Genomic DNA, 14,820 nt, shown 5'->3' with positions numbered 1-14,820 from the left:
AATATGTAATAACTGTTAAGGTTCTGCGACTTTCGGTCAAAAAGTACCCGTATCACAACAGGCCGAAAGCGACACTCAGGAAAGGGATGAGGAATCTTAACCATGTTGGAAACAAGCAATAGAGCCTTAATCGGGGCTCGCAAATCACTGGCGGCGATTGCCGTCAGCTCGGCACTGTTGTTGGCGGTCCCCCAGGCCATGGCGGTTGATGGCTCCAGTATCGTCAAGGGCCAGGTGGTTAGTGGCAATGGTGCCGCCATTGCCGATGCCACCATTACACTCAGGCACAAAACCAAGGGCTTGGTTTACAAGATAAGCACCAATGACAAGGGCGAGTATCTGCTGCGTAACGTGCCCGTGGGTGAGTATGACATTGAGATCAGCAAGGATGGCTTTGAAGCGTCCCATGAGGCATCGGTGCAGGTGGTCATAGGCCAGGCATTAATCCTGGATGGCCAACTGCTGGCATCAGGTGCCAATATGGAGCGCATCGCCGTGACCGGCAGCGTCATCCGCCGGGTGGACATGGCCTCTTCTACCTCTGGCGTGTCATTCAGCCAGGAAGATTTGCAAACCATGCCGGTTAACTCGGGCTTTGAAAGCATTGCCCTGCTGGCGCCAGGCACCGCGGCACCGGGTGGCTCATCTTTTAAGGGGGCTTCCAGTTTCGGCGGGGCCTCATCTGCTGAAAATGGCTATTATTTCAACGGTATGAATGTGACCAGCATCAGGACCGGTTTGGGCTCAATCGCCTTGCCATGGGAAGCGATTTCCCAGACCCAGGTGATGACAGGTGCCGTCAGTCCCGAGTTTGGTGGTGCCATGGGGGGCATAGTCAATGCGGTATCCAAATCCGGTGAGAATGAGTTCAAATTCGGTACCCAGGTGCGCTGGGATCCCGACAGTATGCGGGCCAATCATGACTCGATTTTCAACAGTGACGGCATAGTCAGCACCAATACCCGTCAGGACAGTTACGATTTCCGTGAACTGCAGCTGTGGGCCAGTGGCGCCATTGTTGAGGATAAACTGTTTTATTACGGCCTGTTCAATCCCCGCCGTGATGACAGCGACTGGGCCGGTCAGACGACAGCGGGTCACAGGGACAGGCAGGAAGACCGCTGGTTTGCCAAGTTGGATTGGTATATTTCCCAGGATCACTCCATCGGCCTGTCGGCACTCAATAACAAGCGCACCTATGACAGAAAAACCTTTGCCTATGATTTTGAGAGTAACAGCCTGGGTGAGCAGATTGGTCCCACCGCGCCTGGCCGGGATGGCGGCAAAGTCTACAGCATCAATTATAACGGTTACTTCAGCGATAACTTTTCGGTATCGGCCGTGGTCGGGCGCACCCAGGAGAACATAGACAATGTGGTGGCCTCGGCCAATCCATCTGTGTATGACTATCGCAATGGCGAATACCTGAGCCAGCACTCGGATTCTTCTATCTCAGAGCAGGAATTTACCCGGGATCAGGCCCGGATAGACTTCAACTGGGATCTGGAAGAGCACTCGTTGCAGTTCGGTATTGATTACACCAAGGTGCTGGTGGACTATACCTCGGCGCAAAATGGCATCGGCGATGCTCAGGGCTGGTGGTCGGTGAAAACCGCAGGTACCAACAGTGTTTCCGGGGCGGCCGATGGTGAAGATTACATCGAGCGCCGGGTCCGGACCCGCTACACGGATTCCGAGGTCAGCTCGCTGGCTTTCTATGCCAGCGATTCCTGGCAGGTTACTGACCAATTGGTGCTGAATCTGGGGCTGCGTTACAGCGGCTTTGAAAATACCGTTTCCGATGGTCGTGCCTATGTGTCCATTGATAATCAGATAGCTCCCCGAGTTCAGGCGGTTTACGATCTGCACGGAGATGGCAGTGCCAAACTGTTTGCCAGCTATGGCCGCTATTTCCAGCCCGTGTCGGCCAATATGAACATTACCCAGGGTTCTTCTTCCATCGAGTGGTTTGAGTACTTCGAGCTCGATCAGCTCGACGCCGATGGACAGCCAGTGCTGCTGGCCGATGGTTCACCCAGTCGCGGCGCCATGCTGAGGGAGCGCTATTGGCGCCAGCGCGGCATTACCGAGCCGGGATTGATTGCCTCGTCCAACCTCAAGCCCATGTACAGCGATGAGTTTACCCTGGGCTATCAGCAGGAACTGTTCGACAGCATGACCGGCGGTGTGCGCTTTATCTACCGCGATCTGGGCCGCAGCCTAGAGGACACGGATGTGGGCCCTGTGCTGGCGAAAAAGCTGGCGGAACTGGGTATCGAAGACAATGTGGGGCAGGGCTCCTACTATGTGCTCAACAACCCGGGTGAAGCCATTACCCTGTCCTATGATTTCGACGGTGATGGTCAGGTCGACAATGTCACCTTGAGTCAGGACGAGTTGCAGCTGCCCAAGGCCAAACGGCGCTACCTGGCCATGGAGTTCACCCTGGATGGCCGGGTCAACGAAGATTTGACCATCAACAGCTCCTATACCTGGTCCCACAGTTATGGCAACACCGAGGGCCTGGTGAAGACGGACAATGATCAAGCGGATCCGGGCTGGACCACCTCCTATGACTATGCGGATCTGATGGATCACGGCTATGGCAACCTGCCGAACGATCACCGTCATGCCTTCAAGGTCAGCGGAGCCTATCAATTGACCGATGCCCTGACCCTGGGACTGGTGGCAAGGGCGACCTCTGGCAGACCCCAGAACTACTTCTCCCAGCACCCTGAAGGCGTCGACAGCTGTGCCGCCGGCAGCCCGTGGGAAGACTGTATCAGCCGTTACTACGATCAGGCATCGCACTATGATGAAAATGGTAACCCGGCACCCCGTGGCAGTGTTGGCACCCTGCCTTGGGTGACCAGTGTGGATCTGTCGCTGAGCTACAGTACCGAGCTGTTTGGTGGCGATCTGACCCTCAAGGGCACTGTTTACAATCTGCTCAACAGCGATGCGGCCACCGACATCAATGAGGAGCGAAGCCGCTACGCTGATACCGCCAATGGCCTGGAGCTGAACCCTGACTATGGCATGGTGACCGGACGTCAGGAGGCCCGCTACCTGTCGCTGATTGCCCGCTACGAGTTCTAGGGCAAGGGAAAAATCAAAGGCCGGCAATTGCCGGCCTTTTTTTATGGGGATCAGCCTTTACTCAGAGGCCGAGAATGTCAACCAGGTCCTGCTCCAGTGACGTTTGTGGCCGCTCCACTATCCGGCCCAGTTCCACGCCTTGGCGCAGTACCAGGATAGTCGGAATGCGGTTGAAATCGTAGCGACCGGCCAAGCCCGCGGGATCGGTTTTGTCCCTGTCGACGCCTATGTGGCTCAGCTTGAACACTGTGCCATTGAGTTGCTCGGCAATACGAATAAGGCGCGGCACTTCACGAACGCAATCGGGACACCAGGTGCCTTGAATCACCAGCAGCTCGGTGGGCTCGCTCACCTGTTGCAAAGGTGCCAGCCCGGCAGTATCGGGCTTATAGTCCTGATAGCTGCTCCGATAGTCTTCCTGTGCCAGCAAAGTGGCCGAGTCCAGTTGACCTGTTAACATCTTGGTTCCTCCAATGTCATCGCGGCCATGGCGGCCCTATGTCCGGCATTGTGCCCCAATCGGGATGCCGTGCGAAGTGGTGCCATTAAAAAAGCCACCCTGAGGTGGCTTTCTCTTGGCTGAAGCGCTGGCGCTTATTTGGCATCCTTGAGCCACTGGGCGGCACGCTTGGCGAAATAGGTGAGGATGCCGTCGGCACCGGCGCGCTTGAAGCACAGCAATGACTCCATCACTATCGCCTTCTCCGCCAGCCAACCGTTCTGAATGGCGGCCATGTGCATGGCGTACTCGCCGCTGACCTGATAAGCAAAGGTGGGCACCGCCAGCTCGGTCTTGACCCTGTGGACTATGTCGAGATACGGCATGCCGGGCTTGACCATCACCATGTCGGCTCCTTCCTGGATGTCCAGCGCCACTTCGTGCAGTGCTTCGTCGCTGTTGGCCGGATCCATCTGGTAGCTGTGTTTGTTGCCGCCCTTAAGGTTACCGGCGGAACCGACCGCATCGCGGAATGGACCATAGTAGTTGGAAGAGTACTTGGCCGAGTAGGCCATGATCTGGGTGTTCACATGGCCGGCGGCTTCCAGGGCCTGTCGTATGGCGCCGATACGACCGTCCATCATGTCGGAGGGCGCCACTATGTCGGCACCGGCTTCGGCATGTGACAGGGCCTGCTTCACCAGGATCTCTGTGGTGATGTCATTGAGTATGTAGCCAGTGTCATCGATGATGCCATCCTGACCGTGGGTGGTGAAGGGGTCGAGGGCCACGTCTGTCATCACCCCCAGCTGGGGAAACTCACTTTTAAGTGCCCGCACGGCGCGCTGAGCCAGGGCATCCGGGTTGTAGGCTTCTTCCGCCAGCAGGGACTTCTTTTCCAGCGGAGTCACGGGGAACAGGGCAATCAGCGGAATGCCCAGCTCAACCAACTGCTCGGCTTCTTTGAGCAGCAGGTCTATGGAGTAGCGCTCAATGCCCGGCATGGACGCCACCTGCTCGCTGCGGTGGTTGCCTTCCAAAACAAACATCGGATAGATCAGGTCGTTGACCGTCAGGGTATTTTCCGCCATCAGGCGACGGCTGAACTCGTGTTTGCGCATGCGGCGCATTCTGCGTTGTGGGAAAGCACTGGTAATAATGTTCACATTCGACTCCTGTCTTAAGGGGCGGAGGATACCGCTTGCAGCGTCTGTTCCTCGTAGCGACAGACACGGTTGCGGCCCAGGTTTTTGGCTCTGTACAGGGCCTTGTCGGCCTGTTCAAGCAACAGCAGCGGGTGGCTGTCGCTGTCGATAATGGCGGTACTGACACCTATGCTGACACTCAGGGCTATGCTGTCCTGGTTCCAGCTCAGTTGTAATTGGCTGATATTTTCCCGTATGGCCTCGGCTACCGCCAGTGCGCCTTCCTCGTCCGTAGCCGGCAGAATCACGGCAAATTCCTCGCCGCCATAGCGGGCCACCATATCGGTCGGACGTTTAAGGTGTTGCAGCAGGTTGGCGGCAATAACCTTGAGGGTATGATCGCCGGCCAGGTGGCCATAACGGTCGTTGATGCGTTTGAAATGATCTATGTCCAGCATCAACAGCGCCAGCGGTGTGTGTTGCCGGCGGCTGATGCGCCCCTCGGCGGTCAGACGTTTGTCAAAGGAGGCCCGGTTCTTGACCCCGGTCAGGCTGTCAATGGTGGTTTGTTCGGTCAGCTTCTGGTTCACCTCATTGAGTTCCCTTAATGTGATTTCCAGCTCCAGGGTGCGCTCCTGCACCATTTGCTCCAGGCGTTCGTTGGATTCGGCTTCCTGCCTAAGGGATTCTTCCCTGGCCAGTCGGATGCGCTGAGCCTGTTCCAGCGCCTGCTGTTGAATTCGTTGTTTGGCCCGGCGCTCATCGCTGTAGCGGATAGCCAACACCGCCGCCATATAGACTATCTCGAAGGTCAGCCCCAGCATGGCCGGCGTTTGTGGCGGAATAAGGGTATCTACCATGCCCAGATAAATCAGGCTGCTGGCGATGGCGCTGCTGAGTAGCACTATCCACCCCAGAGAATAAAGCCGGGCAAGCTTTTGTCCCTTGAATGCCTGAATCAGGGCAAACAGCAACAGCATGGTGCTGATCCCAAGCAAGGCAATGATCTCGCTGAAAATAGCCACACCATAGCTGACCAGGGGAGACAGCAGCGCCATCAGTACGCTGAACGCGGCGCCCATGCGGCAGGCCCTGAGCATGCGGATATTGTTGTGCTTCAGCTGCAGCATTTTCTCGGCAAACATCAGTGCAAAAGCCATCACAATCGGCAGCAGCAAGGGAATGATCCATTGCTGGACTTCGGGGGTATTCGGCCACAGGAATCGAAATGCCAAACCTTGCACTGTGGCCACCAATAAGGTCATGGACAGCACGTAACCGGCATAATAGCTGTAACTGAAGGAGCCGGAGGCGAGGGCGATAAACAGGCTGAACAGGCCCAGTGCCAGCAAAATGCCCAACTGGATCCCCTGAAACAGGGTGGTGAATTCACTCACCTGGTTGTAGCGCTCCGGAGCCCAGAGGCTGATGGGCAGATAGCCACTGCCTTCGGAGTCAATTTTCAAATAAAAGCTGTGGACCTCGCCCGGGGCCAATTCAAAGGGATAAAGAAAGCTAGTGCTGCGTATGGGCCGGGAGGCGAAATCCAGCTTGTCACCCATGTGCATGACACGCACCAGATCGCCATCGACCAAATGATAGAGACTGACTTTATCCAGCAGAGGATTGTCCATTTCCAGCAGTCGGTGCATGACCCCCTGATCGCTGGTGAGACTGAAGCTCAGCCAGAGATCCTGCACTCCCAGAGCCAGAGTTTCCCTTTCCAGAGGGCGCCATAACGCGCTGTCCTGCGGCGGTAACTGTTCCAGTGAATGTGACTTTTGTGCCTGATATACCTGCAAAAAGGGCGTAAGGGCCATTTCGGTCACAGCGCTGTTAACCTGCAGCAATTGCCCATGGACCTGCCATGACAACAGGAGCACCAACCACAACACAGACCTAAGCATGGCCGGGCTCCAAATTAAAGAAGGCGAGGCTGTTGCGATAACAATTTGCTGCCAGTTCGGTTTCGGATTCGCCGCGCAACCTGGCAACTTCGACGGCAATATAGGGCAGGTATTTGGGCAGGTTCTTGCCGGATTTAGGTTTGGGACGCATGGAGCGAGGCAGCAGGTAAGGACTGTCGGTTTCCAGCAACAGGCGGTTTGCCGGTATCTCTTTGACCAGTTCCGCCAGTTCCAGGCCCCGGCGCTCATCACAGATCCAGCCGGTGATCCCAAGGTGTAAATCCAGCGCCAGGCAGTCTTGCAGCTCGGCCCGGTTGCCGGTGAAGCAATGCAGCAGGGCACCGGGCAAGGCACTGCGATATTGGCTGAGAATGGCAATAAAGTCCGAATGGGCGTCGCGCTGGTGCAGCAAAACAGGCTTACCCAGTTCTGCTGCCAGAGCCAGCTGGGCCTCGAATGCCCGGCGTTGGTCGGCTCTGGGCGAAAAATCCCGATTGTAATCGAGCCCCGCTTCGCCAACGGCGACCACCTGGGGGGCTTGGCTCAACTGTCGTAGCCGGTTTTCGGACTGGTTATTCCATTGATTGGCGTGGTGGGGATGGACCCCGGCGGTACAATAAAGTTTGCCAGGGTATAAGGCGCAGGTCTGGATAGCGGCTTCGCTTTCATCGAGGGTACTGCCTATCACCAGCAGGGGGGATACCCCCACGGCCTCGGCCTCTCTAATCACAGAGACCAAGTCCGGTTCCAGGCTGCTGCCCAGAAGATTGACGGCCACATCCAGATATGAGCTCATGCTTACTTCAGGCGTTTAACCCTGATGGTGGAGTTGCGGTCATCTGTGCCGAGAATAAAAGAGCCCAAGGCACCTTTTTCAATAAACACTGCCTGCCCTTGCTCCAATTTGTATTTTCGTCCTTCAGTTTGTTTCCAAACCTGGCCGTTGGTGAATTCAACCTTCATCATGCCATAGGGATCTTTTCCTACTGTGGCAACGGTAAGGTAAATCTTTTCCAATTCTGCGTCAGGAGCTTTCTTCTTCGCACCAAAGCTTTCTTCAGCTGATATCTGAGGCTTGGCCGCTATGGCAGGAGAAGCCGCTGCCGCAGGTGTGCTGGGGGCTGAGTGTAAGGCTGTATCAGACATGACTCCATTACTTACGGTTGCCGCCAGCTTGTCGTAGCAGATAAGGCGCTCGAGTTTGTCCTGGATGGCGGCACATTGGCCCAATTGCTGCTCCAAACCGGCATGGGCTTGCAAACTGAAAGCGGCTGCGGCAAATATCCAAATGGGGCGCATGTGTAGTTCCTTGTTGTTATCTAAAGAATGACCAGAGTGTATGCACAGGCCACGGCTTAGGTGGCCGATGATTTAAGCCTCTTCCTCGGGCTCCTGGTCGTCCTTTTTACTGTAAAACCTGGCGGCAAGCAATCCGCCCTCAAACAGTAACAGCATGGGAACCGCCAACATGGTTTGGGAGATCACATCCGGAGGGGTCAACAGCATACCGATTACAAAGGCCGCCACCACTATATAGGGACGCTTGGTCCTGAGGTCTTCCGGCGAGGTTACTCCCGCCCAACACAGCAGCACCACGGCTACCGGGATTTCAAAGGCGAGGCCGAAGGCGAAAAATAGCTTGAGGATAAAGTCGAGATAGCTGCTGATGTCGGTCGCCACCTGCACGCCCTCTGGGGCCACGCTGGTGAAGAAGCCGAATACCACGGGAAACACCACGTAGTAGGCGAAGGCGATGCCCATATAGAACAGCAGGGTACTGCTGACCAGCAAAGGGACCACCAGACGTTTTTCGTGCTTGTACAGCCCGGGTGCCACAAAGGACCAGATTTGATACAGCACATAAGGTACGGCCAGGAAAAAGCCCAATACCAGGGTCAATTTAAACGGGGCAAAGAACGGGGCCGCTACGTCGGTGGCAATCATGGTCCCGGACTCGGGCAAGGATTGCATCAGCGGAATGGCCATGTAGTGGTAAATATCATTGGCCCAGTAGACCAGGGCCACGAACAGCAGCATCACGCTGGCGATGCACTTCAGCAATACATTGCGCAGCTCCAGCAGATGACTGATCAGCGGTTGTTGGTGTGACGACATGAATTATCCGTTGGTGTGGGGCGGTTTTTCCTGCCCTGCGGCCACGCTGTCGGCTTGGGATTCCGGCGTTTTCACCTGATAGGGACGGTTAACCGATTCGGCGGCCTGTTTAAGCTGGTCAATGGACTCCTGCAATTCCGGAGACAGGTTGTTCAGACCCCGGGCTTCGGCCTTTTTGAGGTCAGCATGCAACTGCTCGATTTTCAGTTCCTGTTCCAGCTCATCTTTGACCGAGTTGGCCATGCGTTTCATGGCCCTGATCCAGCCGGTCACAGTGCGCACAGCCACAGGCAAGCGCTCCGGGCCCAACACCACCAGACCTATGATGGCGATGAGCAACAGCTCCATAAAGCCGATACCGTCAAACATAAGGGATTACACCTGTTCTTTTTTCTCGGTTTCAGACTGCTTCTCAGTGGTCTGGGTCGATTTGGCGTTGCTGTCTTCCAGAGCCTTTTTGTCTTCGTCGGCCATGGCGTTTTTGAAGCCCTTGACCGCACCACCGAGATCGCCGCCCAATGAGCGCAATTTCTTGGTGCCAAACAACAGGATGACGATTAAGGCTATGATGAGCAATTGCCAGATACTGATTCCACCCATGAAGGATTCCTCTCAATCAAATTAGTCAGTTCTATTATGAACTTCTGGTTATTTAGTGCTAGCTAAAATTTCCGATTCTTTGGCCTGGATCTCCATCCGATAAGCCACAACAACGCACCGGCTGCCAGACACCCCAGGGCGGGCACCAGTGTAACCTCTCGGTCAAACAATATTGTGCCGCAGATCAAGAAAACCGCAGAAGTGATAAGCAGGTAATTGCTTTTATGCGCTTTTTGCTGGTGTTTCAGGTAGCGATCCAGCATTTGCTGTTGGCTGCCCAGCAGCTTGCGGCCCAGTCGCAGGTTGTCATAAACCAATTCGGGGAGCTCGGGAAGTTTATCAGACCAGTAAGGCGCCGCGGATTGCAGTTTTTTGAACATTGCCTTGGGGCCCGTCTGCTGGTTCATCCATTTTTCCAGGAAGGGCTTGGCGGTTTGCCACAAATCCAGCTCGGGGTACAGCTGCCGCCCCAGACCCTCGATATAGAGCAGGGTCTTCTCCAGCAGCACCAGCTGAGGTTGCACCACTATGTCGAAGCGCCGTGCGGTGCGGAACAGTTCCAGCAGCACATGACCAAAGGAAATCTCGTTAAGCGGCTTGTTGAACATGGGTTCGCACACCAGCTTTACCGCCTGCTCGAACGCCAGTATGTCGGTATCCGCCGACACCCAACCCGACTCCACGTACAGCTGGGCTATGCGGTGATAGTCGCGGTTGAAAAAGGCGAGGAAGTTTTCCGCCAGGTAGCGTTTGTCCTCTTCGCTGAGGCTGCCCATGATGCCGCAGTCCAGGCCGATGTAAAAGGGATTGTCCGGGTGTTCGCGACTGACAAAGATATTGCCCGGATGCATGTCGGCGTGGAAGAAGTTGTCACGGAAGACCTGGGTGAAAAACAGCTCCACCCCCCGCTCGGCCAGCAGCTTGAAGTTGGTACCCTGGGCCTTGAGCGCGGCGATATCCGCCACCGGAATGCCGTCGATGCGCTCCATCACCATCAGTCGCTGGTGGCACAGCTCTTCATACACCAGGGGAATGTACAGGGCGTCGGAGTTGAGGAAGTTATTCCGCAAGCGGACGGCATTCATTGCCTCCAGCTTGAGGTTGAGTTCACCAAGTATGGTGTGTTCATAGTCCTGCACCACTTCCACCGGCCGCAGGCGATTGCCATGGCCGAGCAGGGCTTCTATTCGGGCAGCCACCTGCAACATGAGCTGCAGATCGGCGGCGATTTGTTGCTCGACCCCGGGTCTGAGCACCTTGAGTACCACCTCGGCGCCGTTGGACTTGAGTCTGGCGGTATGCACCTGGGCAATTGACGCCGAGGCCAGGGGCACATCGTCGAAATCATCAAACAGGCTTTCAATGGGGGTGCCTAGTTCGCTTTCGATGGCGGCACGGGCCAGGGCCGTATCAAAGGGCGGTACCCTGTCCTGCAGCATGGTCAGCTGCTCGGCCCAGTTGTCACTGAGCAGATCGCGCCGGGTCGACAGCATCTGGCCAAACTTGATATACACGGGGCCCAATTGCTGCAACGCCAGCTTAAGGCGCTCGCCACCGCATTTGTCCTTGTGACGGTTGCGGATCCAAAAGAGGCACAGACGTAACACCTTGAAATACCACGGTGTCAGCTTGGGGGGTAAGAGTTCATCCAAACCATAATGCAGCAGGGTGCGGACAACCTGGTATCCGCGGCGGAGACTGGCGAGCGTCATAATGAAAAACGTTCCCTCAAATGCTGCAGGCGTTGGATCTGGGCCTCGGTATCCCGGGCCAGATCTTCAATGGCATCGCACTGGGCGATAAATTCAATTCGCTGCGGGGCGAGGCGATACTCTTCGGTGGCCAACTGCGCCATATGGTCCAGGCTTTTGCCCGTGATGCGGCGCAATTCTTGACCCAGCTGGCCCAGACCGGATTGCAGTCTGTGGGTGGCACCATCACCAATCCAGCGCGACAGGGGTTCGCCGAAGTCGAAACGCTGCTCTGTCATCAGGCGGCTCAAGCCCTGCAGGGCGCTCAGATCGCCATCAAGCTCCAGCTTATCCTGCTTGATGAGTGCGCTCAGGTTTGCCCCTTGGCTCAGCTGGTACAGGCAGGCTAAATCGGCTTTGACCGCGACGCTGGGCTCGGCCTCATAGCGGCTCAGCACCAGCACAGACTGGTCGAAAATCAGGTACAGGGAGAAAGGTAACTCTTTGAGTTCAATGGCGATGACCTTGCCATTGAGGCCGTAGCTGCGCAGCTGGGCGCCGCTTTGTTTGAGCAGGCCATTGAAGGCCAGTTCAATCGCGCCGCAGGCCAGCAGCGCCAGCTCTCTTTGCAGCATCAGAACTTGTATCCCCGGTGCAGCGCCACTATGCCGTCGGTCATGTTGATGTAATCCACCTGCTCAAATCCGGCATTCTGCATCATGGCCTTGAGGGTTTCCTGGTCGGGGTGCATACGGATGGACTCGGCCAAGTACTCATAGCTGCCGGCGTCCTGGGTGATGATGTCACCCATCTTGGGCAGGATCTTGAAGCTGTACATGTCGTACACCTGACGCATCAGTTCATGCTGTGGCTTGGAAAACTCCAGTACCAGCAGTTTGCCGCCGGGCTTGAGCACCCTTTGCATGGAGCGCAGCGCTGCGTCCTTGTCGGTCACGTTACGCAGGCCAAAGGCGATGGTAATGATGTCGAAATGATTGTCGGGGAAGGGGAGGGCCTCGGCGTTGGCCTGGACATAATCCACATTGCCAACCACCCCCAGATCCCGCAGTTTGCTGCGGCCAACCTTGAGCATGGAATCATTGATGTCTGCCAGGATCACCTGGCCCTTGTCACCGACCAGCTTGGAAAATTTGGCGGTCAGATCGCCAGTGCCACCGGCCAGATCCAGCACCTTCATGCCCGGGCGGGCACCGGCGGTTTCAATGGTGAATCGCTTCCACAACCTGTGGATACCGAAGGACATTACATCGTTCATTATGTCGTACTTGGCGGCCACAGAGTGGAATACGCCCGCGACCAGATCGGCCTTCTTGTCTGCTTCAACCGTCTTGAAACCAAAATGGGTAGTGTTTGCCGAGCCCTCAGACATCTGCTGTTTCCTGTCAATCTTTCAAATTAAGTGCAAGTTTGCGCCATTGGCTGCCCAGGCTGAATCCTCCTGGGGCGGCGTTGTGATCCCTGTCACGGACAGGCCGGGGACCCTGTGACAGAGGTACTGCCACAGTCCGGAATGATTGCGCATTAGACCACAAAACAGGCCGTTATTGAATAGCGGTCACACGGGACAGAAGCTGCGCCGCCCCTGGATGTAGGCATAAATCAGCTCGGTCAGGCTCTGGCCCACCTCTCGCATTCCGGCAGCCAGGCCGGCCTCGTGGCACACGGGGGCCGCTTCCGCCAGATGCAGGTAAGCACAGGGGCTGTGGCCGGCGATATAGCTGACGTAGTGACAGGCATCCAGTAAAGGCACGCCGGCGGCGGTGCAGGCGCTTGACGGCATATTGCTGATGGCGTCGAGATCCAGCTCCAGTGCCACAGGCAAGCCTGTGGCCCGCAAGTCCTTGGCGATTTGGCGCAGGGCCTCTTCCAGGGTGATCTCGCGGCGCACCCAGATGTCCTGCAGGCTGTGCCAACTGCCACCGAAGGCGGTCAATTGTTCCAGGTTGGCTTCGCTGTTCTTGAGTTCATGCAGTCCCAGCACATGGTAGTGGTCCAGGGCGCCGCTGGCGGCGGCATAGCTGAAACCGTTGCCGCTGTGGCGACCTTCTCTGGGCCTGAAGTCCGAGTGGGGGTCGAGATTGACCGCGGCCACAGGGCGGCCATAGGCGGCCCGGGTTGCCATCAATATGCCATAAGCATTGTTATGACCTCCGCCTATGACTATGGGCTCGATTTCCGCTTCCATCAGCACAGTGCACAGGGCAATAACCCTGTCGTCCACCTCGGCGACCCGATTGCGCAGGGTTTCGGTATCCAGCTCGCCCTGGTGCAGATCGCTGCAATCGAGGGTGCCGAGCAGCAGGCAATCCTTGCCATCATAGAAGCGATTGGCCTGCAGATTGACGAACCACTTGAGGCAAGCTTCCAGGGCATTGGTGGAACCGCCGCGGCCCAAATTGGCCCGGGGGCCCAGGTCTTCGGCGATGCCCAGGATGGCGAAGCGGGCACCGTCGGCCTTGGCCTGGGCCACAATGGCCTCCAGGGTGTCGCCCTGGGGCAGCAAAAGGTTGTCACCCAGGCGGGATTCCCCGGGGCGTTTTCCAAGTAATTGTTTGAGCAGGTCCTGAGAGAAGGTGATCAGATGTCGCATAGTCTTGTGTCTGTCGAGTTCGGCCATATGCCAATTATTGTGATTATGTCTGTGCAAAAGGCAATAAAAACGCCGGCGGGGCCGGCGTTATATTGTTGAGCCTGACCCTTATTCTATATCAAGGGGCTCGGGTGACAGTATGATACCTGTGTTGTCGGCATACACATGATCACCGGGGAGGAAGGTGACGCCACCGAAATTCACCGGAATTTCCACTTCTCCGACGCCGTTGCCATCGGCACCCACCGGGATGGACGCCAGGGCTTGGATACCAATGTCGAGATCCTCCAGGGCATCCACATCGCGCACACTGCCGTAAACTATGATGCCTTCCCAATTGTTGTTGACCGCAATCTCGGCGATGCTGGCATCGATCAATGCCCGTCGCAGTGAGCCGCCGCCATCAACCAGCAATACCTTGCCTTCACCGTCTTCGGCCAACACATCGGCAATAAGACCATTGTCCTCGAAGCACTTGATGGTGCTGATGGACCCGCCGAATGAGCTACAACCACCGTAATTACTGAACATGGGCTCGACCACATCCACGACGTCCAAAAACATGTCGCATAATTCTGAGGTGTTGTATTCCATAGTGACACTCCTGTAGCGCCCGAAAATCAGGCTGTTAGGCTGGTATAAAACAAACTCTTGCCAGTATATAAGGGAATCTTCAAAAGAAAAGTGTTATCAATCACGCAATTGTCGCCCTCCCTGTTGGCCATTCGTTGTAAAATTTCAACACGGGTGACGCAAAAATCGCCAAAACATGATTGCTGTCATTATATAACGGTTTTTTATTACAACTCTGGGGGCCGATTTGCTAGCATAGCTGTTGATCCCCACTCCACAGTTATATCTGCTTTAGGGGCACGGACCCCCCATTAAGCTCAAGGAAGGCAGAGGGCCTTAAACGAGGTGCCTTATGGAAGCTCTGAATCTGATTGAAATTATAGGCTATGCCGCCTCAGTCATGGTGGCTATTTCGCTGATGATGAAGGATATCATCTGGCTGCGATGGCTTAACTTTGTCGGCTGTAGCCTGTTTGTGGTCTATGGCGTTGCCATCACCGCCTGGCCGGTGGCGGGCATGAATGCCTTTGTTGCCTGCATCAATATTTACCACCTGATCAAAATCTACCGCAACAAGCCCCAGGTTGCCGTCGCGGCCTGAGTCCAGTTCAGCGAAAAGTGTCATAAAAACTTCGGGCAG

At 56.0% G+C, this 14,820-nt stretch carries 15 protein-coding genes; 2 read left to right on the top strand and 13 right to left on the bottom strand.

The features are described 5' to 3' along the window. Window positions 1–102: 102 nt before the first annotated feature. A complete protein-coding gene (locus JYB85_RS16770; protein WP_207380196.1) occupies window positions 103–3,099 on the top strand; it encodes a TonB-dependent receptor in 2,997 nt (998 codons plus the stop codon). A 61-nt stretch (window positions 3,100–3,160) separates the two neighbouring features. On the opposite strand, the gene JYB85_RS16765 is transcribed toward JYB85_RS16770, so the two are convergent. From JYB85_RS16765 to rraA, 13 genes are all read right to left on the bottom strand, one after another. After that, complete coding sequence (locus JYB85_RS16765) at window positions 3,161–3,559, bottom strand: TlpA family protein disulfide reductase (protein ID WP_207380195.1); 399 nt, start codon at window positions 3,557–3,559, stop codon at window positions 3,161–3,163. A gap of 134 nt (window positions 3,560–3,693) precedes the next feature. Further along, window positions 3,694–4,704, bottom strand: a complete 1,011-nt coding sequence (hemB, locus tag JYB85_RS16760; protein ID WP_207324792.1) for a porphobilinogen synthase — start codon at window positions 4,702–4,704, stop codon at window positions 3,694–3,696. A gap of 14 nt (window positions 4,705–4,718) precedes the next feature. Continuing rightward, entirely contained in the window at window positions 4,719–6,590 is a 1,872-nt protein-coding gene (locus tag JYB85_RS16755) for a sensor domain-containing diguanylate cyclase (RefSeq protein ID WP_207380194.1), read from the bottom strand. Beyond that, window positions 6,583–7,386, bottom strand: a complete 804-nt coding sequence (locus JYB85_RS16750; protein WP_207380193.1) for a TatD family hydrolase — start codon at window positions 7,384–7,386, stop codon at window positions 6,583–6,585. Before JYB85_RS16750 ends, JYB85_RS16755 begins: the two co-directional genes overlap by 8 nt. Window positions 7,387–7,388: 2 nt before the next feature. Continuing rightward, window positions 7,389–7,889, bottom strand: coding sequence for a hypothetical protein (locus JYB85_RS16745; protein ID WP_207380192.1), 501 nt, complete (start codon window positions 7,887–7,889; stop codon window positions 7,389–7,391). Window positions 7,890–7,961: 72 nt separating this feature from the next. Continuing rightward, window positions 7,962–8,705 (bottom strand): twin-arginine translocase subunit TatC, encoded by a 744-nt coding sequence (gene tatC, locus JYB85_RS16740; protein WP_207380191.1) that lies wholly within the window; start codon window positions 8,703–8,705, stop codon window positions 7,962–7,964. Between the two features lie 3 nt (window positions 8,706–8,708). Then, window positions 8,709–9,074: a Sec-independent protein translocase protein TatB gene (gene tatB / locus JYB85_RS16735; RefSeq protein ID WP_228289648.1), complete on the bottom strand. Its 366-nt coding sequence runs from the start codon at window positions 9,072–9,074 to the stop codon at window positions 8,709–8,711. Between the two features lie 6 nt (window positions 9,075–9,080). After that, on the bottom strand, window positions 9,081–9,305 hold the full coding sequence (gene tatA, locus JYB85_RS16730; RefSeq protein WP_207380190.1) for a Sec-independent protein translocase subunit TatA: 225 nt from the start codon (window positions 9,303–9,305) through the stop codon (window positions 9,081–9,083). A 62-nt stretch (window positions 9,306–9,367) separates the two neighbouring features. Continuing rightward, on the bottom strand, window positions 9,368–11,017 hold the full coding sequence (gene ubiB / locus JYB85_RS16725; protein WP_207380189.1) for a ubiquinone biosynthesis regulatory protein kinase UbiB: 1,650 nt from the start codon (window positions 11,015–11,017) through the stop codon (window positions 9,368–9,370). Beyond that, on the bottom strand, window positions 11,014–11,631 hold the full coding sequence (locus JYB85_RS16720) for a ubiquinone biosynthesis accessory factor UbiJ (protein WP_228730135.1): 618 nt from the start codon (window positions 11,629–11,631) through the stop codon (window positions 11,014–11,016). The genes ubiB and JYB85_RS16720 overlap by 4 nt, the downstream gene beginning before the upstream one ends. Beyond that, on the bottom strand, window positions 11,631–12,386 hold the full coding sequence (gene ubiE / locus JYB85_RS16715) for a bifunctional demethylmenaquinone methyltransferase/2-methoxy-6-polyprenyl-1,4-benzoquinol methylase UbiE (RefSeq protein WP_207380188.1): 756 nt from the start codon (window positions 12,384–12,386) through the stop codon (window positions 11,631–11,633). Before ubiE ends, JYB85_RS16720 begins: the two co-directional genes overlap by 1 nt. 186 nt (window positions 12,387–12,572) lie before the next feature. After that, window positions 12,573–13,607, bottom strand: coding sequence for a formimidoylglutamase (locus JYB85_RS16710; RefSeq protein WP_207380187.1), 1,035 nt, complete (start codon window positions 13,605–13,607; stop codon window positions 12,573–12,575). Window positions 13,608–13,715: 108 nt separating this feature from the next. Beyond that, window positions 13,716–14,201, bottom strand: coding sequence for a ribonuclease E activity regulator RraA (gene rraA / locus JYB85_RS16705; RefSeq protein WP_207380186.1), 486 nt, complete (start codon window positions 14,199–14,201; stop codon window positions 13,716–13,718). Between the two features lie 331 nt (window positions 14,202–14,532). Between rraA and JYB85_RS16700 the strand changes: the two genes are divergently transcribed. After that, complete coding sequence (locus JYB85_RS16700; RefSeq protein WP_207321064.1) at window positions 14,533–14,781, top strand: YgjV family protein; 249 nt, start codon at window positions 14,533–14,535, stop codon at window positions 14,779–14,781. Window positions 14,782–14,820: the final 39 nt, after the last annotated feature.

The sequence above is a fragment of the Shewanella sedimentimangrovi genome (assembly GCF_017354965.1).
In the GTDB taxonomy this organism is placed as follows: domain Bacteria; phylum Pseudomonadota; class Gammaproteobacteria; order Enterobacterales; family Shewanellaceae; genus Shewanella; species Shewanella cyperi.
Note: the sequence above shows the minus strand (reverse complement) of the source record. Positions and strands in the feature narration are given on the sequence as shown.

Excerpts from the sequence above, each read along its gene's own strand:
- JYB85_RS16770 (WP_207380196.1), top strand. The coding sequence starts at position 103 with ATGTTGGAAACAAGCAATAGAGCCTTAATCGGGGCTCGCAAATCACTG.
- JYB85_RS16765 (WP_207380195.1), bottom strand. The coding sequence starts at position 3,559 with ATGTTAACAGGTCAACTGGACTCGGCCACTTTGCTGGCACAGGAAGAC.
- JYB85_RS16755 (WP_207380194.1), bottom strand. The coding sequence starts at position 6,590 with ATGCTTAGGTCTGTGTTGTGGTTGGTGCTCCTGTTGTCATGGCAGGTC.
- JYB85_RS16750 (WP_207380193.1), bottom strand. The coding sequence starts at position 7,386 with ATGAGCTCATATCTGGATGTGGCCGTCAATCTTCTGGGCAGCAGCCTG.
- JYB85_RS16745 (WP_207380192.1), bottom strand. The coding sequence starts at position 7,889 with ATGCGCCCCATTTGGATATTTGCCGCAGCCGCTTTCAGTTTGCAAGCC.
- tatC (WP_207380191.1), bottom strand. The coding sequence starts at position 8,705 with ATGTCGTCACACCAACAACCGCTGATCAGTCATCTGCTGGAGCTGCGC.
- tatB (WP_228289648.1), bottom strand. The coding sequence starts at position 9,074 with ATGTTTGACGGTATCGGCTTTATGGAGCTGTTGCTCATCGCCATCATA.
- tatA (WP_207380190.1), bottom strand. The coding sequence starts at position 9,305 with ATGGGTGGAATCAGTATCTGGCAATTGCTCATCATAGCCTTAATCGTC.
- ubiB (WP_207380189.1), bottom strand. The coding sequence starts at position 11,017 with ATGACGCTCGCCAGTCTCCGCCGCGGATACCAGGTTGTCCGCACCCTG.
- JYB85_RS16720 (WP_228730135.1), bottom strand. The coding sequence starts at position 11,631 with ATGCTGCAAAGAGAGCTGGCGCTGCTGGCCTGCGGCGCGATTGAACTG.
- ubiE (WP_207380188.1), bottom strand. The coding sequence starts at position 12,386 with ATGTCTGAGGGCTCGGCAAACACTACCCATTTTGGTTTCAAGACGGTT.
- JYB85_RS16710 (WP_207380187.1), bottom strand. The coding sequence starts at position 13,607 with ATGCGACATCTGATCACCTTCTCTCAGGACCTGCTCAAACAATTACTT.
- rraA (WP_207380186.1), bottom strand. The coding sequence starts at position 14,201 with ATGGAATACAACACCTCAGAATTATGCGACATGTTTTTGGACGTCGTG.
- JYB85_RS16700 (WP_207321064.1), top strand. The coding sequence starts at position 14,533 with ATGGAAGCTCTGAATCTGATTGAAATTATAGGCTATGCCGCCTCAGTC.